Consider the following 23,133-nt stretch of genomic DNA (forward strand, 5'->3'; position numbering starts at 1 on the left):
CGCCCCGGCACCCGGAACGCCCCGTCAGAACGAGCGGCCCTCCGCGTGGTACGGGTGCTCGGGGCCGACCCGGTCGGGCGGGTCGGGCTTGTCCCGCCGGTCGGCGCAGAGGGTGGAGGAGAGCCGGGTCAGCAGGTCGGCGAGGTCCGCGTACTGCTTCTCGTCCCAGTCGCCGAGCAGGTCGGAGAGCTGTTCGCGCCGCGCCGCCACCAGACGCACCGCCGCGGCCTCACCCTGCTCGGTGAGCCGCATCGGGAGCCCTCCGTGCCGCAGGGCGAGCCCGCGGCCCTCGACCTCCCGGACGGCCTCCTCGACCACCGCGATCGGGACGACCCGGCGCTCCGCCAGTTCGGCGGGCTCGACGGAGCCGTGGTGGTACATCTGCAGGAGCAGCCAGCTGGAGGCGGGCTTGAGATCGAGCCCGGCGCCGGCGGTGATGCGGCGGAAGAGGTCCCGTCTGGCCTCCCGGCTGCTCAGCACCGAGAGGGAGCGGGCGATCTCGTCCAGCGAGGACCGTTCGACCGGGTTCAGCCCGATCGACTCGCTGAGGTCGGGGGCGGTGACGGTCGAGCGGAGCTTCTGCTCGCGCAGGAAGAGCGAGAGCACGAAGGCGACGAGGGCGACCGGCACCGCGTACAGGAAGACCCGGGTGATCGACTCGGCATACGCGTGGTAGATCCCGGCCTGGGCGTCCGCGGGCAGGCTCGCGATCACGCGCGGGTCGGAGGTGACCGCCCCGGGGTCGAACCCCGGCGGCAGCGGGATGCCCACCAAGGCCTCCTGGAGCCGGGAGTTGAGCCCCGAGGCGAAGACGGTGCCGAAGATGGAGACGCCGAAGGACGCACCGATGGAGCGGAAGAAGGTGGCGCCGGCGGTGGCCACGCCAAGGTCCTGGTAGCCGACGGAGTTCTGCACGATCAGCACCAGCACCTGCATCACCAGGCCGAGACCGAGGCCGAACACCAGGAAGTAGCAGCTCATCTCGAAGGTGCTGCTGTGCTCGTCCAGTCGGGAGAGCAGCAGCAGGCCGACCGTGGTGACGGCCGTTCCGGCGATCGGGAAGGCCCGGTAGTGGCCGGTGCGGGCGACGATCTGGCCGGAGCCGATCGAGGTGACCAGCATGCCGAGCACCATCGGCAGCATGTGGATGCCGGACATGGTCGGCGAGACCTGCATGACCACCTGGAGGAAGGTCGGCAGGTAGGTGAGCGCGCCGAACATCGCGAAGCCGACCACGAAGGAGATGACGGCGACCAGGCTGAACGTCCGGGAGCGGAACAGCCGCAGCGGCAGCACCGGTTCGGCGGCGGTCCGTTCGACCATGACGAAGGCGACCAGCAGGACGAGACCCAGCACCCCGAGACCGACGATCTGCCAGGAGCTCCACTCCCACGTCGTCCCGCCGAGCGAGGTCATCAGGACCAGGCAGGTGGCCACCGAGGCGATCAGCACGGTGCCGAGGTAGTCGATCCGGTGCTGCCGCTTGACCTCCGTCCCGTGCAGCACGGCGGCGATCACCACCAGGGCGAGCACGCCGATCGGCAGGTTGATGTAGAAGACCCAGCGCCAGCTGAGGTTGTCCACGAAGAGGCCGCCGAGCAGCGGGCCGAGCACGCTGGTGACGCCGAAGACGGCACCGAACAGGCCCTGGTACTTTCCGCGGTCCCGGGGGGAGACGAGGTCCCCGACGATGGCCTGCGACAGCACCATCAGCCCGCCGCCGCCCAGGCCCTGGAGGGCGCGGAAGGCGATCAGCTCGCCCATGTTCTGGGCGATGCCGCAGAGCACCGAGCCCAGCAGGAAGATCACGATCGAGGCCTGGAAGAACTTCTTCCGGCCGTACATGTCGCCGAGCTTGCCCCAGAGCGGGGTGGCCGCCGTGGAGGCCAGCATGTAGGCGGTGACCACCCAGGAGAGGTGCTCCAGGCCGCCGAGGTCGCTGACGATGGTGGGCAGCGCGGTGGAGACGATGGTCTGGTCGAGCGCGGCGAGCAGCATCGCCAGCAGCAGGGCGCTGATCGGCACCCACAGGTTGGGGACGGTGACCTCCGGCGGGCCCGGTTCGTTCACCGGGCTCCGGTCGGACGCGGCGATCGGATCCGTCATGAGGTCTCCGTAGGGGTCGCGGGCCTGGACTCGCGGGCGGCTCGCGGACCCCGGCGGCCGGGGTCCGTGCGGACGATCACTCCCGGTTCACCATGCTGTCAGAAATGCCCGGGTTTGCGCCGTCCAGTTGAGCCGAACGTAAGAACGTGGGCCGTTCGGGGGACGGCCCGGGCCCATCGACCGTTCATCAGGTCACAACCACCACCAACCGGCACAACACCCCCGGAGCCGGTCGGACGCCCCTGTCCCCCCTTGTGGACGTCCTGCATAATCAGGCGCGTTCGCCCCCGGGAACACGCGTCCGAGAACCGCCGCCGGGGGCACCGCGAGAACCGATCCGAGACCGAGGAGGGCCGGCCGATGCCGGACCAGCACTGCCCGACGTGCGGCACCGCACGCTCCGCCGGGTGCCGGTGCCTCCCGGATCCGGGCCTGACCGAGACCGCCGTCCTCCCGCACCTCGAAGGCCCGCCACTGGTCCGGCCGTACGTGCCGCAGGCCGTCGGCCAGGTCGCGGACACCCCGCCCCCGGCCGGAGCGACGGACCCGTTCGCCACCTCCGTCCTGCCGCCCGTACCGCACGCCCCGCCGCACGCCCCGCCGCTCGGACCGGACGCGGACGCCTACGCGACCACCGTGCTGCCCCCGGTGATGTCGGCGCCTCAGCCGACGGCGTACCAGCAGACCGGACACCAGCAGACCGGACACCAGCAGCAGCCGTACCGGCAGGGCCCGCAGCCGCACGACGACCGGCCGTACGACAGCGGGCGCCACGGCAGCGGGCCCTACGACAGCGGGCGCCACGACGACGGGCAGCCGCCGGCCGCCGGCGACGAGATCGGCCTCTTCCCGTTCGACCGCACGGCACCCGCCGGGGCCGCCGGACCGGCGGAGGGCACCGGCGGCCGGGCCGCCCGCCGCGCGGCCGAGCAGGCCGAGGAGGGCTCGCCGGGCCGCCGCAAGGGCCTGCTGATCGCAGCCGGCGCCGGCCTGCTGGCACTCACCGTCGGCCTGGCGTACGCGGTGGCGCCCTCCGGCGAACCGGAGCACCAGGCGCAGCCGGCGCCGACCACGAGCCTGGCGCCCGCACCGGCCGACCCGACCACTCCGGCGGAGCCGAGCCCGAGCGCGCCGCCGTCCACGAGTGACGCGCCGAGCCCGTCGGCGAGCAGAACGGCCAGGCCCAGCCCGACCAGGACGACGGCTCCGCCCGCCACGGCCACGACGCCGCCGGCCGCTCCCCCGGCCCCCGTCGTCACCACGCCGCCCGCGCCGAGCCCGACCCCCACCCCGACGCCCACCCCGACCGCGACCACTCCCACGCCGACGGCCTCCCCCACCTTCCAGGCGCTGAAGTACGGGGACAAGGGCGCCGGAGTGAAGGAGATGCAGCGCAAGCTGTCGGTCGTCCTGTGCTGGATGAGCATCCCGCAGAACGGCAGCTTCGACTCCCGGACCGAGACGTCGGTGCAGTACTTCCAGGTGATGCAGGGCGTCCAGGGCGACGAGAGCGGGGTCTACGGCCCCAACACCGCCGCCGCCCTCGCGAAGCGCACCACCTGCTGAACGGCTGTCGGCCGGGCCGGCCCCGCAGGCCGGTCACCGGGCGACGGCCGTCCGCGACGCGTCGTCAGCCGGTGACCGCCTGGAAGATGCTCACACCGGCCATCAGCACCATCACCCCGGCCGCGACCCGGATGATCACCTTCATCGGCACGTGCTTCAGCAGCTTCTGCCCGCCGACGATGGCGATCCCGGCGACGGCGCAGAGCGCCAGCCAGGCGCCGAGGCCGACAGCGAGCGGATCGGCGTACTTGGCGGCCAGGTTGGCGGTCATGATCTGGGTGAGGTCGCCGAACTCGGCGATCGCGACGACCACGAAGCTGGCGCCGGCGACCTTCCAGAAGCTGTTGGCCGTCGGCTCCTTGGCGGCGTGGCCGTCCTCGTCGTCGCCGCCGTGGAAGAGCAGCATGGCGGCGCCGGCCAGGAACAGCACGCCGGTCACGCCCTCCACCCAGCGGTGCGGGAGCAGCGAGAGCAGGTGGCCGGCCACCAGGGCGATGCCCACCTGGAGGGCGAAGGCGGCGGCGATTCCGGCGAAGACGTAGCTCGCGCGGTACTTGGCGCCGAGCATCAGGCTGGCCAGGGCGGTCTTGTCCGGCAGTTCGGCCAGGAAGACGATGCCGAAGGTGATGGCGGCAACGGTCAGGCTCATCGGGGGTTCGGTATCCCTCGGTCGGGCTGTCCGGCCTCGGCAGCTCCGCAAGGGGTCGCTCCGGCCCGACAGCACTGGTCAGAAATCACAGCACTGCGGCCGAAGGTCTCGCCGGCACCCCAACGGTCAGGATGCCCCGGGCGCCGGGCCCCGGGGGGCCAGTATGTCGACGGTCCGGTGGAGGGCTACTCCCCTTCAACGCGTCCAAGACTACCCGACTCCGCCGGGACGCCCGGCGCCCACCAGCCCGCGGGCGACCAGCTCCAGCACCACCACGATCGCCACCGACTCCACCGCCAGCAGCGCGACCAGCACGAACAGCTGCACCGCGCCCGCCTGCACCGGGGTGGCGCCACCGAGCAGCATGCCGACGAAGGCGCCGGGCAGGGTGACCAGGCCCACCGTCCGGGTCTGGTCGAGGGCCGGGACGAGCGAGGTCGCGGCGGCGGTGCGGCAGATCTCCAGCCGGGCGTCGCGCTCCTCGAAGCCCAGGGCGAGCGCCGCCTCCACCTCTCCGTGGCGCTGCCGCAGCTCGTCCAGGGCCCGTCGGCCGGCCAACGAGGTGGCGCTGAGCGCGCCGCCGATCAGGATGCCGGCGACCGGGATGACCGACAGCCCCTTGAGCGGCAGCAGTCCGACCGCCAGCAGCAGCGCGAGCACCGGGAGCACCCCGGCGCCGATCGGCGCGGCCGCCCACGTCCACGCCGGCCCGGGGGTCATCCGGCGCCCGGCGGTACGCACCGCGACCGCGAACATCAGCACGACGAACAGCGCCGACCACCAGAGCGAGCCGACCACCCAGGTGATCACCAGGGCGACGACGGCCAGCTGCACCACCGCGCGCAGGCCGGCCCGGAGCACCGCCCGCCCGTGGCCGAGCAGGCCCCGGCCGGCCACCGCCACGGCGGCGGCCAGCAGGAGTGCCGTGACCACCCCGAGCAGCGGGGTGACCGGCAGCAGCTGGCTGCCGGCCGCCGCCACCGGGGTCGCCGCCGACGGCGCCACGGCTCAGATCCAGCTGGTGAACCACATCCGGTCCTGCCAGGACGTCATCGGGATCACCTCCGCCGTGTAGAGGGGGTAGAAGAAGGCGAAGCAGCCCACGATCGCCAGCACGATCAGGCCCGCCCCGGCCGCGCCGAGCCGGCGCCGCTCGGGTGTGCAGCCCTCCGGCCCGAGCATCGCGCCGAGCATCTGGGCGACGGCCAGGCAGAGGAACGGCACCAGCACGACCATGTAGAAGGAGAAGACGGTCCGCTCCTGGTACTGGAACCACGGCAGGTAGACGCCGGCGACGCCGCAGAGCACCGCGCCGGAGCGCCAGTCGCGGCGGAAGAACCAGCGCCAGAGCAGGTAGACCAGGGCGAAGCAGGCGGTCCACCAGAGCAGGGGGGTGCCGAGGCCGAGGATCTGCGCCGCGCAGCCGCCGGAGGCGGTACAGCCGTGCTGCCCGGCGGGCACCTGCTCCCAGTACATGGAGACCGGGCGGCCCTGGACCAGCCAGCTGAACGGGTTGGACTGGTAGGTGTGCGGGGTGCTCAGCCCGGTGTTGAAGTCGTACATCTGCGAGTGGTAGTGCCAGAGGCTGCGCAGCGGCGCGGGCACCCAGGTCATCGGCAGCCGCGGCAGCGGGACGCCGAGGAAGCTGTCCGGGGAGAGCCCGGCCCGGTCGTCGGCCCAGTGCCGGTCGTACCCGCCGGCGTTCCGTCCGCCGGTGGCGAGCCAGCCGGCCCAGGCCCCGACGTACACCACCAGGGCGGAGCCGACCATGGCCAGCAGGGCGGGCGGCGCGTCCCGGCGCAGCATCGAGCGCCAGGGGCGGCGGGCGCCGGCCCAGCGGCGGCCGGACTGGTCCCAGAGCACGGTGAGCAGGCCGAAGGCGGCGAGCACCATGGCGCCGTTCCACTTGACGCCGCAGGCCGCGCCGACGAACACCCCGGCGGCGATCCGCCAGGGGCGCCAACCGAGCCGGATCCGGTCACCGTCGGGGCCGTTCCCCTCGCGGGCGGCGGCCAGCCGGGTGCGGGTGCGGTCGCGGTCGATCAGCAGGCTGCCGAAGGCCGCGAGGACGAAGAACATCTGGACGCCGTCCAGCAGGCCGACCCGGCTCATCACCAGCTGGAGCCCGTCGACGGACATCAGCAGGGCGGCGGTGCAGCCGATCAGGGTGGAGCCGAACAGCCGGCGGCCGATCCTGGCCAGCATCAGCACCGTGACGGTGCCGAGCAGCGCGGTCATGAACCGCCAGCCGAACGGGTGCAGTCCGAAGGCCGCCTCACCGAGCGAGATCACCCACTTGCCGAGCGGCGGGTGGGCGATGAACTCGGGCGCCGAGGTGAGCGGGACGTGCTGCGGGACGGCCAGGATGTCGGCGTTGGCGCTGTCCGGCCAGGTGCCCTCGTAGCCCTGCTCGAGCAGCGACCAGGCGTCCTTGGGGTAGTACGTCTCGTCGAAGACGAAGGCGTTGGGGTAGCCGAGGTTCCAGAACCGGAGCAGGCCCGCGAAGAGTGCCACGCCGATCGGCCCGAGCCAGTCGGCCCGGTCGGCCGCCCGGCGCAGCAGCCCCCGCGGCGCCGGTTCGGGGGCCGCGGGGGCTGGGGGTGCGGGTGGGTGCGTGAGCGCCGCTTGCGTCATAGCCTCGCCGATTCGCCTGTCTCGCCTGTGCCGGCCGGGGCCGGGCAGTCAACAGGCACTGACACTATGTGGCGGTGGTCCCGAATCCAAGCGCGACGGGCGCCGTCCAGGTGACCCGGACGGCGCAGCCGCCCGGGTGCCCGCGGGCCGCCCGGACCTGCCCGGACGGCGGCCCGGGCAGGTGTCCCGGGCCGCGGCGCCCGGCGGTCCGGGCGGTCCGGGCGGCGGCCCGGAGGGCTCAGGCGGCGGTCTGCAGCTCCCGGACGGGGAGCGGGGCGCGGACCACGACCGGCGCCGCGTTGTCCTGCGCCGCCGTGAGGTACGGCCGCAGCTTCAGTGCCAGGACGACGACCAGCACGGTGGAGCCGGCCATCGCCGCCAGGTAGAGCGGCCAGGTGCCGGAGCCGACCAGCAGGACACCGACGGCCGGGCCGACCGCGATCGCGATCTGCTTCACCAGGGCGTACCCGGAGTTGTAGGTGCCGAGCAGCCGGGCCGGGGCGAGATCGGCGACGATCGGGCCCATGGTGGGGGCGAGCAGCGACTCGCCGACCCCGAACAGGGCGTAGATCGAGACGATCGCGACCGTGGCGGCCATGGTCTCGGTCCGGATCAGGCCGGCGACCAGCGCCATCGCCCAGGCGCCCAGCCAGACCACGCCGGCCGCGGCCATCGCGGTGGTGCGGCGGCGGCGGGCGGTGATCCGCACCATGAACATCTGCAGGACGACGATGGTCAGCGCGTTGGCACCGATGGCGATGCCCAGGGTCGAGGGCGCGGTGCCGACGGTGTCGGTGGCGAAGGCCGCGACGCCGGACTCGAACTGGCCGTAGCAGGTGAAGAAGATCAGCCCGGCGAGCACGCAGAGCCGCAGCATCGCCTTGTCGGCGACCAGGGCGCGCAGCCCCTGCGGGCCGTCCTTCCGGTCCTGGAGCAGGACGGGGGCGGCGTTCGGGATCCGCGCGGTGCCGGTCGCCAGGGCGAGGCCGAGGAAGGTCGCCGCCTCGATGGTGAACAGCCGGGTCAGGCTGGCCGGGTCGGCGACGTCCACGATCTGGCCGCCGACCAGCGCGCCGATGCCCATGCCCAGGTTGATCAGGGTGAACTGCAGCGCGAAGGCGTGCGAGCGGGTCGCCGCGGTGGAGCAGCGGACGATCATCGTGGCCAGCGCCGGCTGGCAGGTGGTGACACCCGCTCCGAAGAGGAAGGAGGAGACCAGCAGGGCCGGGGTGCCGGTGGCGTGGCCGAAGGCGAACGCCCCGGTGGCGGCCAGTGCGGCGCCGGCCAGCAGCACCGGGCGCGGGCCGTACCGGTCGATGCCGCGGCCGGTGAACGGGAGGACGGCGAGCGCGGCCAGCGCGAAGACGGTGAACACCATCCCGGCGGCCAGCGATCCCAGGCCCCGCACCTGGTCCACGTACACGAACATGTACGGCATCGTGAATCCGCTGCCGAACGCACTGAGCGCGTTGCCGATCTGGACGCGGCGCAGCGGGCCGCCCGCCCCGCGCTGCTGCCTCTGCTGCTTCACCGTGCCGGTCACCGTGCACACCCCTTCACTGGGTCCCCCCGGGGTCACGCCCAGGGTTTCGCTGGATAGTCTTAAGGCCAGAAGATTTAAGAGCTAAAGTCTGGCGATATAAAGTCTTAGCACCGGAAGAGTGTGGAGTCAAAGGCTTAAGGGCTGCACCCCCGCGTGCGACACTGGTCCGCATGACAGCAGAGAAGCCCGAGCCGGCCAGCACCCGCGAGCTGGGCATCGCCGAGCAGGTGGCCGTCTACCAGCGGGAATTCCCCACCGTGGACCCGCAGGTGGAGACGATCGTGCAGACGCTCTCCCGGGTCGCCCGGCGGATGGGCGTCGCCTACGGCCGGCAGCTGACTGTGCTGGGAATCACCTCCGCCGAGTGGGAGGTGCTCAAGGCCCTGGTGGTCGCCGGCAGCCCCTACCGACTGGGCCCGGGCGAGCTGGCCAAGCGGCTGGGGCTGACCCCGGCGGCGATGACCCACCGGATCGACCGGATGGTCGCCGAGGACCTCGTCACCCGGGAGCGGGACGAGACCAACCGGGTCCGGGTGATCATCGAGCTGACCGAGAACGGCCGCGACAAGTGGCTGGAGTCGATGCGGATGGCCGCCGTCTTCGAGGAGGAACTGCTCCAGGACCTCGTCGGCGAGGACCGCACGGTGCTCTCCGGCATGCTGGCCCGGATGCTGCGCCGCATCGAGGAGAGCCAGCCCGACGCCCTCGGCCGCACCGACGACCTGGCCTGACCCACCCCCGGCCGGGAGGCCGGGGCGTCGGCGCCAAGGGAGTCGGGGCCAGGTCGGGGCCGGGGCGGCGGGGCCGACCCCGGGGAGCCCGGATGGTCGGAGGAATCCCCTGAGGAATGACACATCCGTGTGCCAATCTGCTTGACACAAGGGATCACTGATACCACGTCACCGATTGGCCACCACCATGCAGCTCAAGCGCGCATCCGCCCTGCTCACCATTGCCGTCGTGGCTGGGCTCGGGCTCACCGCCTGCAACGACGGCACCTCGGCCACCGCCGCCGGGAGCTCCGCCCCCAGCACCGCCGCGGCGGCCCCGACCCCGCCCCCCACCGCGGCAAGCGCCTCCACGACCGCCTCCACGGCCGCACCGGCTCCGTCCACCCCGGCCGCGGTCCCGGCCTCCTCCACGCCGGCCGCGCCCGCCCCGGCACCCTCGGGGACGGACGTCATCCTGGGCGGCAAGACCAAGCCGGCCGACCTGCCCCCCGGCGTGCTGCTCCCGACCGGCAAGCTCACCCTGGTCAACGGCGCGACCGGCACGTACATCATGACCTTCGAGGCCACCGGCGGCGGCTACGCCGCCTACGCGAAGGCGCTGAAGGACGCCGGCTTCGAGGTGACCGACATGGGCACGGGCACGAGCCTCGCCGAGAAGGGGGACATCAACCTGCTGATCAGCAGCTCGGCCGAGACCATCACAGTCACCTACGCCAAGATCTGAGCGGCGCGCACGACAGGCGGCCCCGGGCGAGATCATGCTCGCCCGGGGCCGCCCGGTCTTCGGTGCGAGGGTCCGTCAGGCCCTCAGGTGCTCAGCAGCTCAGCAGCTCGGCTGCCGAGGCGCTCGGTCGCTCAGGTGCTCAGCAGGGACCGTTGTCGGTCCAGACGCCCCACTGACCGGTGGTGGTGGGGTCCTCGCCCTTGGTCCACCACTTGTTGGTGTAGTAGTGACCCTTCCAGGAGACCTTGGTCGAGGTCGCGTAGGTGGCGGCCGCGTCCCAGCTCGGGGCACCGGCGCAACCGGCCGGGGAGGTCGGGGTCGTGGTGGCCGTCGGGGTCGCGGTGGCGGTCGCCGTCGCCGTGGCGGTCGCCGTCGCGGTCGGGGTCGGGGTCACCGTCTGGGTCGCGGTCGGGGTCGGCGACGGCGCGGCCGGGCAGGCGGCGGCGGAGCCGTTGGTGGCCTCGACCATCTTGTCGAACAGCGCGGTCTTGGTGCCCAGGTCGTACAGCGAGAAGGCGAAGGAGCCGCCGAGGCCGTTGCAGTGGGCGTAGTCCACCTTGGCCTGGATCGAGCGGGTGTCCTCACCGGACCAGAAGGTGGTGCCGTCGTAGAAGTACGTGGTCTTCGCGGTGTCGTCCCAGAAGGTCTTCGCCGGGTTGTCGACGAAGCCCGCCAGCTCCTTGTACATCTGGATACCGGGGACGCTGCCGGACATCGAGGCGCCGGCGGCCGGGCCGGTGGCCGGCTGGAAGAGGCCGTTCTTGCCGTTGTTCTGGACGCCGGTCCAGCCACGGTAGTAGAACGGGACACCCACGTTGATCTTCTTGGCGGGGAAGCCGCCCGGGATGCCGTAGTCGGCGTCGCCGGCGGTGTACGCCTTGATCGCGTTGTCGACCGAGTACTTGCCGTGGCCCGGCGCCGCCGGGGTCATCGGGTCGTCCGGGCCGGAGTAGATCGGGGCCTGGTGGTTGGTCGGGCCCTTGGCGTCCCAGGCGCCGTGCATGTCATAGGTCATGATGTCCAGGAACGTCAGGTACTGGCCGATCTTGTCGGTCTCGACGTTCCGGATCTTGTCCTGGCCGGCGCCGACCGCCGCCGCGGTGGCGTAGGTCTTGCCGTCGGTCTTGCCCTGGGCGTCGAGCTGCTCGCGCAGCTCCTTCAGCAGCAGGGTGAAGTTCTGCTTGTCGTTCGGGCTGGAGATGTTGCCGGTGTGGCCGCCACCGCCCGGGTACTCCCAGTCGATGTCGATGCCGTCGAAGATCCCGGCCGCCGAGCCCGGGCCGCCGTAGCCGGCCTCGGTCGGCAGGTTGCCCTTGATGAACATGTCGATGCAGGACGACACGAGCTTCTTGCGGGAGGCGTCCGTGGCGGCCGCCGCCGAGAAGTACTTCGAGTAGGTCCAGCCGCCCAGCGAGATGAGGACCTTGAGGTTCGGGTTCTTCGCCTTCAGCTTCTTCAGCTGGTTGAAGTTGCCCGCGATCGGCTGGCCCCAGGCGTCGCCGACGCCGTCCACCGAGATGTCCGGGCCGAAGCTCTTCTGGTAGTCCGCGAACGAGTCGCCCGCACCGTCACCGGCGTTCGGGTTGTTGTCGTCCTGGCTCGCCGCCTTGTTCGCCTCGAAACAGCCGAGGTCGGTCGGGTTGATGTTGGCGAACGAGTAGATCAGGTAGTCCAGCTTCCCGGCGACGCCGGTGTCCTGGATCGTCTTGGGGTAGTACGCGTTCGCGTAGATCGACCACTGGTCGAAGTAGGCGACCTTGATGCCGCCGCTGGTGGCGGGCGCGCCGGTGCTGTTGGTGACGGCCGCGTTGGCCGAGGCGCCGCCGGTGAGGGCGAGGCCCGCGCCGAGCAGCAGGGAGGCGGTCGTGCCGGCCGCGATGGCGGCCAGGCTCTTCGGGCGCCGGCGGCGGCCGCTCTCCTGGACCGGGCTCCCGGCCCTTTCGATACGTGAACGGAGCATGGGTGCGTGACTCCTGGTTGTGGGGGATTCCGCGCCGCCCCGGGGGGCTCGTACGGGGTGGGGCCGCACGACCAGGGCATGACAGAACAGGGAAGGGAATCGAGCGGGAACATGCCTTGACGGACACCGGGATATGCCGAACCGGCGCCCGCGGCCTAGACCGCTGACGCCGGTTCAGGGGCTCCCTGCACCTGGGATTAAAATGGACTAGACCAACTCCCCCGTCAAGGGGTGATGTTGAGCCTTGAGCCGCCGTTAAGGTTCCCCGCGTCCCACCGCACCCCCGCTGACCTGCGGGTCAGTAGCGGACCGCATTGGCCACGTCGACCTTGACCGTTCCGGTCAGATCGCGGTTGCTGCGTGCGGTGACCTGGGTGCTCTGCCCGGCCCCGACGTCCGGGACGGTCACTGCCGTCGCGTCCAGCACGTTGCCGGAGCCGTCGGTGAAGTTGACCTGGATCACGTACCGGGCCGACTGCTGCCCGTGGTTGGTGACGGTGAGCTGCACCTCGGCCTTGTTGTCCGAGCCGATCGTCACCGCGGCGGCGGTGACGTCGCCCTTGGCGTCCAGCCCGCCCTTGACGGCGGCCACCGCCGAGGAGGCCGCGGCCTCCGCCGACGAGGCCGCCGACGCCACGGCCGAGGCGAGCGCCGAGGAGACCCCGCCCGCGGCCGAGGCGGCCGCCGACGCAGCCGCCGAAGCCGCGGCCGAGATGCCCGACTCCACCGCGGCGGCGGCCGAGGAGACCGCACTGTTCGCCGGACTGCCCGAGGAGCAGCCGGCCAGGGCCGCCCCGCCGAGCAGGGCCGCGGTCAGCGCGCCGGCCACGGCGCGGCGCGGCCGGCGGACCACGGGGGCGTCCTGGTCCTGCGCGGTCGGCCGGCACGGCGTGGTCGCCCGGCCCTCGGGCCTGCGATCCGGCTGACGGTCCATCGGGGTCCTCGATTCTGCCCTGGGCCGGGGTGCCCGGCACACCTCCCGCCCACCCTCCGAGGCGGCGCCCACGGCCGCCAGCAGGGCTGGTGCATCCGGGTGAGCCCTGATCCGGCGGCGCCCGCGGTGCACCACGGGCCGGCGCGGGGCGGCGGTCAGGAGAGCCCCGCGCCCTCCTGCCCCTCGGCCTCCACCGCGGCGCGCTCCTCCCGCAGCCGCACCACGTGCCGGCGGCGGGCCACCACGCCGTACGCGGAGGCCGCGCTCGCGGCGAACACCAGCACGCCCACCCACGGGCGGTCGAAGGCGTGGCCGGTCAGGTGGTCGAGCGAGTACCGGCCGGGGCCGGCCAGGCCCAGCGCCAGGCCGGTCGCCCCGAGGAACGCCGGGTACTCGTAGCCGCCGCCGGTCACGAAGAAGCCGGCCGGGGCGTGCACGGCGACCGCGCCCGCCATCGTGCCGGCCACCACCGCACCGGCCGCCGGCGTGGCCAGGCCGGCCACCAGCATGGCGCCGCCTCCCGCCTCGCCGAGGCCCGCGGCCAGGGCGCTCTGCCGCCCCGGGTGGAAGCCCATGTGCTCCATCGCCTGGGCGGTGCCCTCCAGGCCACCGCCGCCGAACCAGCCGAACAGCTTCTGGGTGCCGTGCGCGATCAGCACTCCGCCGACGGCGCCGCGCAGGGCCAGCAGGCCCAGGTCCTTACGGTTCAGACACATGTCGAGTCCTCGTTCCAGCGGAGGTGATCGTTCCAGCGGAGGTGGTCCGGCTTCCGCAGCAGCCGGTTTCCATAGCAGCCGATCGGGCGGGTCGGTTCGACCCGGGACCGCCATCCGGGCGAATATCGAGGGAGCGAGGAATACCCGAGTGAACGGAAACGGAGCCGCGCATGACCGTCACCCGGCCGGAGCGGCCCACCTACGTGCTGGACGGACGCCCGATCACCGACCGCGAGGCCTTCTACACGGCCCTGGGCGCCGCCCTGAACGGCCCCGGGGGCTACTACGGCTCCAACCTGGACGCGCTGGCCGACTGCCTGCACGGCGGCTTCGGTCCCACTCCCCCGTTCACCCTGGTCTGGGAGGAGGCCGGCGTCGCCCGCGCGCACCTGACCGGCACGGTCCGGCTGGGCGAGCGGCGACTCGGCTACTTCGAGGCGATCCTCGTCACCCTGCAGGCCGAGGGCGTGGCGGTCGAGCTGCGCTGACCGCCCCGGCCATGCTTGGCCCATGTTCGTCTTCAACCTGAGCAGCGCCTTCATCGCCTTCTTCGCCGTGGTCGGCCCGCCGAAGGTCCTGTTGTCGTTCGCCCGGCTGGCCGGCACCCGCAGCACCGGCGAGCTGCGCCGGCTGGCGGCCTGGTCGACGCTGATCTCCGCCCTCATCGGGCTGGTGCTCGCCTACAGCGCCGACGCCGTGACGACGCTGTTCCACATCAGCGACCAGTCGCTGCAGCTGGCGGGCGGGGCGATCTTCTTCATCTACGCCGTCGCGCTGGTCCTCGGCGTCCACCTCGGCATCGGCGCCGACGAGGAGGACGAGCACCTGCCGAACCCGATGGTGGACGGCATCCGCGAGCTGCTGCTGCCCTACATCGCCAGCCCGCTGGCGATCACGGCGGTGCTGGTCGGCTCGCTGACCAAGGACGACTGGGGCTGGCGGACCACCGTCGCCGGGGCCTACATCGCCGTCGTGGTGATCAACTACTTCTGCGTCGCGGCGCTGGCCCCGCTGATGCGGCGCACCCACCGCACCTCGCTGGAGGTGCTCTCCCGGCTGCTCGGCCTGCTGCTCGCGGCGGTCGGGGTGGAGCTGTTCCTGAACGGCCTGGCCGGCCTCGGCCTGCACCTCCCGGACGGGCACTGAGCCCGTCCGGGAGGCGCCGCACCCGGTGCGGGTACCGGCCGGTGCGGGGAGGCGTCAGCCGGCCGCCAGGCGGGCCAGCACCTCGCCGATCCGGTCCCGGACCAGCGGGTCGGTGGCCAGCCCGTCCGGGCCGACGCCGGCGCGGTCCAGTGGGATCCGCACGCAGGCCTCGTCCACCACGGCCGCGCCGGTGTAGCCGAGCACGGTGCGCAGCGTCGCCTCGGCGCCCCCGCCGCGGCCGGGGGCGGCGGCGGTGATCCAGCCGGTCGGCTTGTCCGAGATCTCGACCCCGCCGACCGTCCAGTCGAGCAGGTTCTTGAACGCGCCGGGCAGCGTGCCCGCGTACTCGGGGGTACAGATCAGCAGGGCGTCGGCGGCCTCGACGGCCGCCCGCAGTGCCGCGACCTGCTCGGGGAGCGGGTCGGTGTCGAGGTCGGGGTTGAAGTGCGGGAGTCCGGCCAGGCCGGTGTAGTAGGTGGCGCTGATGCCCTCGATGGCGTGCGCCACCGCGGCGGCGGTGCGCAGCACCGTCTCGTTGGTGGAGCCGGCGCGCAGGCTGCCCGGGAGCAGCAGGATGTGACGGTCGTCGTTCGGCATGGCGAGGAACCTACCGTTCCGCCGGGCCGCCCGGTGCGGAAAAGCCCGCCTCAGGGCGCGACCACCGGGCGCCAGGGCACCGGGCTGGAGAGGATCATCGAGCTGGACGGCTGGCCGTAGCCGCCGAGGCGGTCGATCAGGGCCTCGAAGGCGGCCATCCCGGGCACCGCGACCAGCAGCACGCAGCAGGCGCCGCCGGTCACCCGGTGCAGCTGGAGCACCTCGGGCCAGTGGGCCACCTCGGGGTCGCGCAGCACGCAGCGCGGGCCGTAGCACTGGAGCTGGACCACCGCGGTGATCGGCAGCCCGGCCCGGGCCGGGTCGACGTGCGCGTGGTAGCCGCTGATCACCCCGTCCGCCTCCAGTCGGCGGACCCGTTCGGCGACGGCGGGTGCGGAGAGGCTCACCCGGCGGGAGAGTTCGTTGTACGAGAGCCGGGCATCGGCCTGCAGCTCGGCCAGCAGGCGGCGGTCGACGGCGTCCAAAACGGCTCCCGGTGGGTCGTGATCGGCGGGTTTCAGGTGGCTGGATTCCGCTTCCTTCCGATCGTAAGGAGGATCGGCGGAAAGACCTCTCGAACGACAGGCGTCAGCCGGTTAGCGGTGTCCGGAGCCCATTCAAGAGCGGGTGGTGGCCGCCGCACAATGGGGCCCCGCAACGGTGCGGGTCATCAGGAGGGATCGGGATGGGGCACGACGCGGTGGAGACACCCAAGCTGTCGTTCGGCCGGGGCGGCGAGCCGGGTGACGGCACCCCGTACGCCCGGTACGTGCGGCTGGCCGAGCTGCACAGCCTGCAGAACCCGCGCAGCAAGGTGCCGGCGGAGCTGTCGTTCATCGTCAGCACCCAGGTGATGGAGCTGCTTTTCGGCCTGCTGCGGCACGAGTGGACGCTCGCCCAGCAGGCGCTGCGCGAGGACGACCTGCCGGCCGCGCTGGCCGCCCTGCGCCGCGGCACCCATGTGCAGAACGTACTGGTCGAGTCGTGGGACCTCCTGGCGACCATGACGCCGCACGAGTTCAACGCCTTCCGCTCGGTGTTCGGCGAGGCCTCGGGCTTCCAGTCCGCGGCCTTCCTGCACCTGGAGTTCCTGCTCGGCAACAAGAACCCCGCCCTGCTGCGGATGTACGACGAGGCGCCCGACGACCGCGCCGAGCTGAGCGCCGCCCTGCGCGCCCCCGGCCTGTACGACGATGCGCTGGCCCTGCTCGCCCGGCACGGGCTGGACGTGCCGCACGAGCCCTCCGAGCAGCGGCACCGCGCCGATCCGGCGGTGGAGGCGGCCTGGCGGCAGGTCTACACCGACCCCGCGCACGCCGCGCTGCAGCCGCTCGCCGAAGCCCTGCTGGACGTCGCCGAACGGGTGACCAGGTGGCGGCAGCGGCACCTGGCCGCGGTGCGCCGGGCGATGGGCGCCAAGCCCGGCTCGGGCGGCTCCAGCGGCCTGACCTGGCTGCGCAAGGCGGCCGAGCAGGACGTCTTCCCCGAGCTGTGGACCGTCCGGGACGAGCTGTGACCGGGCGGGCGGCGGACGGGAACGCAACGGACGGGCAAGCAGTGGACGGGAACGCGGCGGACAGGGCTGCGGTGGACGAAGGGATGGACGGGCGAGTGGGCAGGGAGCCGGGAATGATCACGCGCGAGAAGTGCGCGGCGCTGGACGCCGCCGACCCACTGGCGGCGTTCCGCAAGGAGTTCTCGGTGCCCGAGGGCATCGTCTACCTGGACGGGAACTCGCTCGGCGTGCTGCCCGTCCGCACCCCCGGGCGGGTGCAGCAGGTGGTCGAGGAGGAGTGGGGCCGGGCCCTGATCCGCAGCTGGAACGAGGCCGGCTGGTTCGAGCAGCCGTACCGGCTGGGCCGCCGGATCGCGCCGCTGATCGGGGCCGACCCGGCGGAGGTGGTGGTCTGCGACACCACCTCGGTCAACCTGTTCAAGGTCCTGACGACCGCGCTGCGGCTGCGTCCGGGCCGGCGGACGGTGCTCGGCGACTCCGCGGCCTTCCCCACCGACCTCTACATCGCCGAGGGCGTCACCGGGCTGTTCGAGGGCGCGCGCAGCGTCCTGGTCACGCCGGAGGAGCTGGACCGGCACCTGGACGCGGACGTCGCCGCCGTCGTCCTCTCGCACGTGGACTACCGCACCGGCGAGCTGCTCGACATGCCCGGGATCACCGCCCGGGTCCGGGCCGCCGGCGCCCTGATGATCTGGGACGTCTGCCACTCGGTGGGCGCCCTTCCGGTCGAGCTCGGCGCCAGTGGCGCGGACTTCGCGGTCGGCTGCACCTACAAGTACCTGAACGGCGGCCCCGGCTCGCCGGCCTTCCTGTACGTGGCCGAGCGCCACCTCGCGGCCGGTCCGGAGCAGCCGCTGAGCGGCTGGTTCGGGCACGCCCGCCCGTTCGCCTTCGAGCCCGGCTACGACCCGAGGACGGGCATCGGCCGGTTCCTGACCAGCTCGCCCTCGCTGCTCGGACAGGCGGCCCTGGAGTCCTCGCTGGACGTCTGGGAGCAGGCGGACCTGACCGCGGTGCGGGCGAAGAGCCTGGCGCTGACCGATCTGTTCATCAGCCTGGTGGAGGGCCTGGACGGCGTCGAGGTGGTCACCCCGCGCGAGCACGCGCGGCGCGGCAGCCAGGTCGCGCTGCGGCACGCCGACGGCTACCCGGTGGTCCAGGCGCTGATCGCGCGCGGGGTGATCGGGGACTTCCGTGCTCCGGACCTGATGCGGTTCGGCTTCACGCCGCTCTACCTCTCGTACACCGACGTGTGGGACGCGGCGCAGCAGCTGGCCGAGGTGCTGGAGAGCGGCGAGTGGCGGGAGGAGCGCTTCTCCCGGCGCGGCGAGGTGACCTGACCCGGCACGGCACGGCACGGCACGGCACGGCACCCCGGCGATCCTGCCGGGGTGCCGTGCTGCTTGCGGCGCTTCGCCACGGCACTTGCCGTGGCAGCTGATCGGGCTGGTCGAGGAGCGGATCCCGGCCCTGCCGGAGCCGGTCCGGCTGGAGCGGATCGACCTGGTGCTGACCCTGATCGGGGCCGCGCCGGCCGACCGGGCGCAGCAGTACCTCACCGGGGCCACCCCGCTGACCGACGAGGAGACCTTCCTCGTCGACCTGGTGACGATGTCCGCCGCCATGCTCTCCGCACCGACCCCCTGAGGAGCACCCCGTGAACGACCTGACCGGCAAGACCGTCATCATCACCGGCGCCGCCGGCCTGATGGGTCTCGCCCTCACCGCCGGCTACGGCGCGTCCAAGTGGACCGTCCGCGGCCTCTCCAAGATCGGCGCGGTCGAGCTGGGCGCCGAGCGGATCCGGGTCAACTCCGTCCACCCGGGGATGACCTAGACGCCGATGACCGCGGCCGTCGGCATCCGGCGCGGCGAGGGCAACTACCCCAACACCCCGATGGCCCGGGTCGGCGAGGCACCCGAGATCGCCACCGCCGTGGTCCACCTGCTCTCCGACGACTCCTCGTACGTCACCGGCGCCGAGCTCGCCGTCGACGGCGTGGACCACCGGACCGACCGTGAAGTACGTCATGGGGCAGTGACACCCGGCCCGGTCGACCTGGCGCCGGGGCCCCCGATGCCCGTCGAGCCCCGGCACCGGCCCGCGGCACCACGCCGAACACCCCTCCCCCGGCCGCCCGTCGACGACGCCGTGGCCACTCCGGCACCACCCGGCGGTCCGACCGGTGGCCCACCGTGCCTCACTCACCACCGAATTGACGTACCATCAGTCTTTTCGGCCGAGGGCGCCCGTCCTATGATCGACAGACAGGCCATAGGAGGGGTGTATGAACCTCGCACTCGGACCGCTGAAGCCCGACCTGACCGAACTCGCCCTCGGACTGCTCTGCTTCTTCCTGATGGTCCAGCTGCTCGGCCGCAGCGTCCTGCCGCGCATCGAACACCTACTGGCCGAGCGGCGGGACGCGATCGAGGGGCGGGAGGAGCGGGCGGAGGAGACCCGCGCCGAGGCTGAACGGACGTACCAGGCCTACCGGCAGGAGCTGGCGACCGCCCGCCACGAGGCAGCCCGGATCCGCCAGGAGGCCGCCGAGCGCGGTGCGGCGATCATCGCGGCGGCCCGCGAGGAGGGCATCCGGGAGCGGGACCGCCTGGTCGCCGAGGCGAACGCCCGGATCACCGTCGACCAGGCGCTCGCGGGCGTCGTCCTCCAGCAGGACGTCGGCGTGCTGGCCGTCGAGCTGGCGGGGCGGGTGGTCGGCGAGCCGCTCGCTGCGGTCGCCGCCCAACGCAACACCGTGGCAAGGTTCTTCGACGAACGCTGAACCGCACGGCCGGATGGGCCGCACGGCCGGTCGGGCCGCTCGCCCGGCCGGCGGCCCATCAGCCAGCGGGTCAGCTCACCGTCAGCTCCTCGACCAGCCGCCGGTAGACGGCGAAGGCCGGCTTGCGGGAGTAGTCGTCCCGAAGCAGGCCGAACCGGTCGAAGATGCCCGATCCCGCACTGTCGGCATCCCGGAGACTGAAGAACGCGTAGCCCTCGACAGCGAGTTCGGCCGCGAGGCCGGCCACCGTGCGGACCACCTCCTCGACCACCTCGGCCTGCCGCTCCTCGGTCCGGTCCGGGCCGGTGGGCCAGCCGTGTTCGCAGATCCGGATCGGCACCGCCGGGCCGATGCCGGCCTTGGCGAGGTCGTCGCGCCGGAACCCGGTGACCACCCCGGCGACCACCTCACCGAGCCGGCCCGCCGGGACGGGCCGGAAGACGTCGGGGAAGAAGTCCAGGCCGACGTAGTCGAGCGCACGGTGGAACCGCTCGTCGGCGAGGGCGCCCAGCTCCGGCCAGAAGGTGGCGGCGGGGTCGAAGTCCAGCGCCGCGTTGAACCCGACCGCGAGGTCGTACCCACAGGCCAGCGCCTCCTCCTTGGCTGCGATCACCCCCTGCACCAGCGCCTGCCGGACGTTGGGGATGCTGCCGTCGACCGGCGGCAGGTCGACGTTGGGCTCCTCGCAGATCTGCAGGACGGCGATCCGGTGGCCGTCGGTGCGGACGGTCCGCCGGACGAAGTCGAGCCAGCCGTCCAGACGCCCGCTCGACTCCCGGAACTGGAGCACGAGGTCGAGCCGGCGGCCGTCGACGGCGTAGCGCTCGGGTGCGGCCGGAGCGCACGCCCCACCGGGGTGGGAGCGGTAGGCGCGCACCAGGAAGTCGGGTGCGGCGCCCTGGAGTTCACGCAGAGCTGCGTCGATCAGTGCCGGGTCGTCCGGGCTGGCGGGTTCGATCACGCCGGTCTCGTCGCCGAGCAGACCGCCGGGGTAGATGCCGAAGGTGAAGGTCATGCCGTCACCGTAGCCGATATTTTTGGCGTCACTCCAAATTTGGTGCAGCCCTATGATTCCTGGCACGATGCCCGTCATGGGACTTCGCGAACTCAAGAAGCGGCAGACCCGGACCCTGCTGGCCGACACGGCGATGGGCCTGTTCGTCGAGCGCGGATTCGACCAGGTCACCGTGGTCGAGGTGGCCAGGGCGGCCGGCGTCTCGACCAACACGGTGTTCAACTACTTCCCGACCAAGGAGGACCTCTTCTTCGACCGGCAGGACGAGGTGGTGGCCCGGCTCGCGACGGTGGTCCGGGAGCGGCCCGCGGGCAGCTCGGCCGTCGACGCCGTCCGGGCCGACCTGCTGGCCGGACTGACGGAGGGCGAGCCGACGTACGGGCTGAACGCCGGAGCCATCGCGTTCTGGCGGGTGGTCGCGGAGAGCCCGGCGCTCCGGGCCCGGCTGCTGGAACTGGGCGAACGGTCCGATGCGGCGCTCGCCGAGGCACTGGCCGAGGAGGCCGGCGCGGACCCGGGGGACCCACTGCCGCGGATCCTGGCGGGCGCCCTGGCGGGGGCGCACCGGGCGGTGATCGCGGAGATCCGGCGCGGCATCGTGGCCGGCGAGCCGGCCGGAGCCGTCCGGGCCCGGGTCGAGACGGCCGCCGCGGCGGCGTTCGACCTGCTCCGGGGAGGCCTGGCGGACTACCCGAAGCGGTGAGCCGGCCGGGGACGGCAACGGAAGCGGAAGCGGGTCAGGCCGCCCGGTCGGGTGACCGGGCGGCCTGACGTCGGCTCGGCACCGGAGCGCCGCGCGTGCCGGGTTAGCCGTGGCGGCCGCGGCGGCGGACGGCCAGGACGGCGAGACCGCCGAGGCCGAGCAGGCCGACACCGGCCAGACCGAACACCACCGGGGCGTTGCCCGCACCGGTGGACGGCAGTGAACCACTGCCGGTCGGTGCGCCGCCGGTCGGACGGTGCGTCGGGTGATGGTCGGTCGGGCGGTCACTGGTCGGCTGCCAGGTCGGGCCGGTCGGAGCGGCGCTCGTCGAGGTCGGCGCCGGCGAGGTCGGGCTCGGGGACGTCGGGGACCATGTCGGGTGCGGCGAGGTGGGGCTCGGGGACGTCGGACGCGGCGAGGTCGGGTGCGGGGACGTCGGGTGCGGGGACGTCGGACGCGGCGAGGTCGGGTGCGGGGACGTCGGGTGCGGCGAGGTCGGGTGCGGCGAGGTCGGGTGCGGGGACGTCGGGTGCGGGGACGTCGGCGAGGGCGACGGCGAGGTCGGGCTCGGGGACGTCGGGCTCGGCGAGGGGCTCGGCGTCACGTTGCAGTCCGGCAGGTCCCCGTCGAAGGGGTAGCTGTGGATCTCGTAGCCGCCGCTCCCGGTCTGGATGAGGTTGCCGGCGAGGTAGACGCGGCCATTCAGGCCGGCGATCCCGATCGTGGTGGTTCCCGCCGGATTGCCCGCCATCACGGAGCCCTGGAACTGCCCGCCACCCAGTAGCTGCGCATTGCTCGACGTGGGGAAGTTCCACATCAGCTTGGAGCGCATCTCGGTGGTCTGGTCCCCCGGCAGGCCGGTGCCGGTGTAGGTGTTGATGATCGCGTCGTCCGGCAGGACGTTGACCACGACGGTGGCACCGGCCGGGACATTGGCGAAGACCAGGCCGATCTGCCGGCCGGCCGCGCCCAGGTTCTCGGTGACGTTGAAGACCTGCTTCATGCTCGTCCCGTCACCGGTGAAGGTCGCCTCACTGTTCGTGACGACGACCGTGCCGGTCGCGGTGGCCCTGGCGACGCAGGCGGACACCTCCTCGATCTGGGTGAGCACCGACTGGAACGGCGCGGCGGCGTCCGCGTCCTTGATCGCCTGACCGGTCGGGTCGATGGAAACGGTGCCGGAGAGCGTGCCCGCATAGCGGAGGTTGCCGAAGGCCTGGCCCTTGGAGTCGCTGCCGCCGATCAGGATCCGGTTGCCGGTCTTCACGTCCACGTTTCCGCCGACGGTGACGAAGTCGCTCCCGTTGGGCGGCACGACGCGCGAACCGACGCCCACCACACCCATGTTGAAGTTGCCTCCGCCCTGGCTCTTGTCGACGGTGAGGTTGCCCAGGGTGACGATCTTGCCCTCGGCCTCGGCGGCCCGGCCGTTCACCGTGTAGTCGCCGCCGGTGAAGATGTTGATCGAGGCGTCGCGCCCGGCGAAGTCGCCGTTGTGCGGGGGCGAGGGCCAGGTGGCGGGGCAGTCCGGCCCGGTGCAGGCACCCAGCGGCGGGGCCAGGGGCGCGGCCGAACCGACCGTCAGGACGGCGGCCAGCGGCAGCGCCGCGACGACGGTCGCCACCCCGATCCGGACGGCCCGTCGCCGCCGGGCCTCCGGGGCCCTCTTCGTGGCGGTCCTGCTGCGGTCCGGCGCACCGGTGTCCTGATCCATCGACACATTCCTCCGCACAGAGAAGAAGGCGGGCCGCACGGCCCGCCACCGTTCCATTGATCCCGGCTGATTTCCGGCGGATCCGGAGCATCC

At 72.9% G+C, this 23,133-nt stretch carries 22 protein-coding genes and 1 pseudogene; 11 read left to right on the forward strand and 12 right to left on the reverse strand.

Annotated elements, in window-relative coordinates; all coding sequences use genetic code 11:
• Positions 1–24: 24 nt before the first annotated feature.
• A complete protein-coding gene (locus OH807_RS13690; RefSeq protein WP_406198135.1) occupies positions 25–2,106 on the reverse strand; it encodes an MDR family MFS transporter in 2,082 nt (693 codons plus the stop codon).
• A gap of 360 nt (positions 2,107–2,466) precedes the next feature.
• Between OH807_RS13690 and OH807_RS13695 the strand changes: the two genes are divergently transcribed.
• Positions 2,467–3,672 carry a peptidoglycan-binding protein gene (locus OH807_RS13695; RefSeq protein ID WP_406198137.1) on the forward strand — a complete coding sequence of 402 codons (1,206 nt, stop codon included), beginning with the start codon at positions 2,467–2,469 and terminating at the stop codon, positions 3,670–3,672.
• Between the two features lie 64 nt (positions 3,673–3,736).
• Here the strand turns inward: OH807_RS13695 and OH807_RS13700 are convergent, their stop codons facing one another.
• The 4 genes from OH807_RS13700 to OH807_RS13715 form a co-directional block, all read right to left on the reverse strand.
• Positions 3,737–4,321, reverse strand: coding sequence for a TMEM165/GDT1 family protein (locus OH807_RS13700; protein ID WP_406198140.1), 585 nt, complete (start codon positions 4,319–4,321; stop codon positions 3,737–3,739).
• 210 nt (positions 4,322–4,531) lie between these two features.
• Positions 4,532–5,326 carry an ABC transporter permease gene (locus OH807_RS13705; RefSeq protein ID WP_406198142.1) on the reverse strand — a complete coding sequence of 265 codons (795 nt, stop codon included), beginning with the start codon at positions 5,324–5,326 and terminating at the stop codon, positions 4,532–4,534.
• Between the two features lie 3 nt (positions 5,327–5,329).
• Positions 5,330–6,955: a dolichyl-phosphate-mannose--protein mannosyltransferase gene (locus OH807_RS13710; protein ID WP_406198145.1), complete on the reverse strand. Its 1,626-nt coding sequence runs from the start codon at positions 6,953–6,955 to the stop codon at positions 5,330–5,332.
• Between the two features lie 238 nt (positions 6,956–7,193).
• The gene (locus tag OH807_RS13715) at positions 7,194–8,486 is read right to left on the reverse strand and encodes an MFS transporter (protein ID WP_406198147.1); all 1,293 of its coding nucleotides are present in this window, start codon (positions 8,484–8,486) and stop codon (positions 7,194–7,196) included.
• 182 nt (positions 8,487–8,668) lie between these two features.
• On the opposite strand from OH807_RS13715, the gene OH807_RS13720 reads away from it, so the two are divergent.
• Together OH807_RS13720 and OH807_RS13725 are read left to right on the forward strand one after the other, a co-directional pair.
• Positions 8,669–9,229 (forward strand): MarR family winged helix-turn-helix transcriptional regulator, encoded by a 561-nt coding sequence (locus OH807_RS13720; protein WP_406198150.1) that lies wholly within the window; start codon positions 8,669–8,671, stop codon positions 9,227–9,229.
• Between the two features lie 175 nt (positions 9,230–9,404).
• On the forward strand, positions 9,405–9,953 hold the full coding sequence (locus tag OH807_RS13725; protein WP_406198153.1) for a hypothetical protein: 549 nt from the start codon (positions 9,405–9,407) through the stop codon (positions 9,951–9,953).
• Positions 9,954–10,092: 139 nt separating this feature from the next.
• On the opposite strand, the gene OH807_RS13730 is transcribed toward OH807_RS13725, so the two are convergent.
• The 3 genes from OH807_RS13730 to OH807_RS13740 all read right to left on the reverse strand — a co-directional run bounded on the left by OH807_RS13730 (position 10,093) and on the right by OH807_RS13740 (position 13,563).
• The gene (locus tag OH807_RS13730; protein ID WP_406198155.1) at positions 10,093–11,913 is read right to left on the reverse strand and encodes a glycosyl hydrolase family 18 protein; all 1,821 of its coding nucleotides are present in this window, start codon (positions 11,911–11,913) and stop codon (positions 10,093–10,095) included.
• A 298-nt stretch (positions 11,914–12,211) separates the two neighbouring features.
• Positions 12,212–12,847, reverse strand: coding sequence for an FxLYD domain-containing protein (locus OH807_RS13735; protein WP_406198157.1), 636 nt, complete (start codon positions 12,845–12,847; stop codon positions 12,212–12,214).
• A 155-nt stretch (positions 12,848–13,002) separates the two neighbouring features.
• Positions 13,003–13,563, reverse strand: coding sequence for a DoxX family protein (locus tag OH807_RS13740; protein WP_406198160.1), 561 nt, complete (start codon positions 13,561–13,563; stop codon positions 13,003–13,005).
• A 170-nt stretch (positions 13,564–13,733) separates the two neighbouring features.
• On the opposite strand from OH807_RS13740, the gene OH807_RS13745 reads away from it, so the two are divergent.
• Both OH807_RS13745 and OH807_RS13750 read left to right on the forward strand, forming a co-directional pair.
• Positions 13,734–14,051, forward strand: coding sequence for a barstar family protein (locus OH807_RS13745; protein WP_406198162.1), 318 nt, complete (start codon positions 13,734–13,736; stop codon positions 14,049–14,051).
• Positions 14,052–14,073: 22 nt separating this feature from the next.
• Positions 14,074–14,709: a MarC family protein gene (locus tag OH807_RS13750; RefSeq protein ID WP_406198164.1), complete on the forward strand. Its 636-nt coding sequence runs from the start codon at positions 14,074–14,076 to the stop codon at positions 14,707–14,709.
• A 54-nt stretch (positions 14,710–14,763) separates the two neighbouring features.
• Here the strand turns inward: OH807_RS13750 and OH807_RS13755 are convergent, their stop codons facing one another.
• Both OH807_RS13755 and OH807_RS13760 read right to left on the reverse strand, forming a co-directional pair.
• The gene (locus OH807_RS13755; protein WP_406198166.1) at positions 14,764–15,306 is read right to left on the reverse strand and encodes an NADPH-dependent FMN reductase; all 543 of its coding nucleotides are present in this window, start codon (positions 15,304–15,306) and stop codon (positions 14,764–14,766) included.
• Between the two features lie 50 nt (positions 15,307–15,356).
• Positions 15,357–15,791 carry an Lrp/AsnC family transcriptional regulator gene (locus tag OH807_RS13760; RefSeq protein ID WP_406198168.1) on the reverse strand — a complete coding sequence of 145 codons (435 nt, stop codon included), beginning with the start codon at positions 15,789–15,791 and terminating at the stop codon, positions 15,357–15,359.
• Between the two features lie 200 nt (positions 15,792–15,991).
• Here OH807_RS13760 and OH807_RS13765 point away from each other — a divergent pair, with 200 nt between their 5' ends.
• The 5 genes and pseudogenes from OH807_RS13765 to OH807_RS13785 all read left to right on the forward strand — a co-directional run bounded on the left by OH807_RS13765 (position 15,992) and on the right by OH807_RS13785 (position 19,608).
• Complete coding sequence (locus tag OH807_RS13765) at positions 15,992–16,822, forward strand: tryptophan 2,3-dioxygenase (protein ID WP_406198171.1); 831 nt, start codon at positions 15,992–15,994, stop codon at positions 16,820–16,822.
• 113 nt (positions 16,823–16,935) lie between these two features.
• Complete coding sequence (gene kynU / locus OH807_RS13770) at positions 16,936–18,162, forward strand: kynureninase (RefSeq protein WP_406198174.1); 1,227 nt, start codon at positions 16,936–16,938, stop codon at positions 18,160–18,162.
• Between the two features lie 85 nt (positions 18,163–18,247).
• Positions 18,248–18,469: a hypothetical protein gene (locus OH807_RS13775; RefSeq protein ID WP_406198176.1), complete on the forward strand. Its 222-nt coding sequence runs from the start codon at positions 18,248–18,250 to the stop codon at positions 18,467–18,469.
• A gap of 40 nt (positions 18,470–18,509) precedes the next feature.
• Positions 18,510–18,864: pseudogene (locus tag OH807_RS13780) on the forward strand (SDR family oxidoreductase); the annotation flags it as partial.
• Between the two features lie 246 nt (positions 18,865–19,110).
• Positions 19,111–19,608 carry a hypothetical protein gene (locus OH807_RS13785; RefSeq protein WP_406198178.1) on the forward strand — a complete coding sequence of 166 codons (498 nt, stop codon included), beginning with the start codon at positions 19,111–19,113 and terminating at the stop codon, positions 19,606–19,608.
• Between the two features lie 70 nt (positions 19,609–19,678).
• Here the strand turns inward: OH807_RS13785 and OH807_RS13790 are convergent, their stop codons facing one another.
• A complete protein-coding gene (locus OH807_RS13790; RefSeq protein ID WP_406198180.1) occupies positions 19,679–20,623 on the reverse strand; it encodes a hypothetical protein in 945 nt (314 codons plus the stop codon).
• 76 nt (positions 20,624–20,699) lie between these two features.
• On the opposite strand from OH807_RS13790, the gene OH807_RS13795 reads away from it, so the two are divergent.
• Complete coding sequence (locus OH807_RS13795) at positions 20,700–21,326, forward strand: TetR/AcrR family transcriptional regulator (RefSeq protein WP_406198182.1); 627 nt, start codon at positions 20,700–20,702, stop codon at positions 21,324–21,326.
• A gap of 103 nt (positions 21,327–21,429) precedes the next feature.
• On the opposite strand, the gene OH807_RS13800 is transcribed toward OH807_RS13795, so the two are convergent.
• A complete protein-coding gene (locus OH807_RS13800) occupies positions 21,430–23,040 on the reverse strand; it encodes a choice-of-anchor A family protein (protein WP_406198184.1) in 1,611 nt (536 codons plus the stop codon).
• Between the last annotated feature and the right edge of the window lie 93 nt (positions 23,041–23,133).

It is taken from the genome of Kitasatospora sp. NBC_01560 (genome assembly GCF_045208415.1).
Lineage (GTDB): Bacteria > Actinomycetota > Actinomycetes > Streptomycetales > Streptomycetaceae > Kitasatospora.

Coding starts and splice junctions, on each gene's coding strand:
- OH807_RS13795 (WP_406198182.1), top strand. CDS start 20,700: ATGGGACTTCGCGAACTCAAGAAGCGGCAGACCCGGACCCTGCTGGCC.
- OH807_RS13720 (WP_406198150.1), top strand. CDS start 8,669: ATGACAGCAGAGAAGCCCGAGCCGGCCAGCACCCGCGAGCTGGGCATC.
- OH807_RS13765 (WP_406198171.1), top strand. CDS start 15,992: ATGGGGCACGACGCGGTGGAGACACCCAAGCTGTCGTTCGGCCGGGGC.
- OH807_RS13750 (WP_406198164.1), top strand. CDS start 14,074: ATGTTCGTCTTCAACCTGAGCAGCGCCTTCATCGCCTTCTTCGCCGTG.
- OH807_RS13755 (WP_406198166.1), bottom strand. CDS start 15,306: ATGCCGAACGACGACCGTCACATCCTGCTGCTCCCGGGCAGCCTGCGC.
- OH807_RS13690 (WP_406198135.1), bottom strand. CDS start 2,106: ATGACGGATCCGATCGCCGCGTCCGACCGGAGCCCGGTGAACGAACCG.
- OH807_RS13740 (WP_406198160.1), bottom strand. CDS start 13,563: ATGTGTCTGAACCGTAAGGACCTGGGCCTGCTGGCCCTGCGCGGCGCC.
- OH807_RS13785 (WP_406198178.1), top strand. CDS start 19,111: ATGAACCTCGCACTCGGACCGCTGAAGCCCGACCTGACCGAACTCGCC.
- OH807_RS13790 (WP_406198180.1), bottom strand. CDS start 20,623: ATGACCTTCACCTTCGGCATCTACCCCGGCGGTCTGCTCGGCGACGAG.
- OH807_RS13730 (WP_406198155.1), bottom strand. CDS start 11,913: ATGCTCCGTTCACGTATCGAAAGGGCCGGGAGCCCGGTCCAGGAGAGC.
- OH807_RS13745 (WP_406198162.1), top strand. CDS start 13,734: ATGACCGTCACCCGGCCGGAGCGGCCCACCTACGTGCTGGACGGACGC.
- OH807_RS13800 (WP_406198184.1), bottom strand. CDS start 23,040: ATGGATCAGGACACCGGTGCGCCGGACCGCAGCAGGACCGCCACGAAG.
- OH807_RS13710 (WP_406198145.1), bottom strand. CDS start 6,955: ATGACGCAAGCGGCGCTCACGCACCCACCCGCACCCCCAGCCCCCGCG.
- OH807_RS13695 (WP_406198137.1), top strand. CDS start 2,467: ATGCCGGACCAGCACTGCCCGACGTGCGGCACCGCACGCTCCGCCGGG.
- OH807_RS13735 (WP_406198157.1), bottom strand. CDS start 12,847: ATGGACCGTCAGCCGGATCGCAGGCCCGAGGGCCGGGCGACCACGCCG.
- OH807_RS13700 (WP_406198140.1), bottom strand. CDS start 4,321: ATGAGCCTGACCGTTGCCGCCATCACCTTCGGCATCGTCTTCCTGGCC.
- kynU (WP_406198174.1), top strand. CDS start 16,936: ATGATCACGCGCGAGAAGTGCGCGGCGCTGGACGCCGCCGACCCACTG.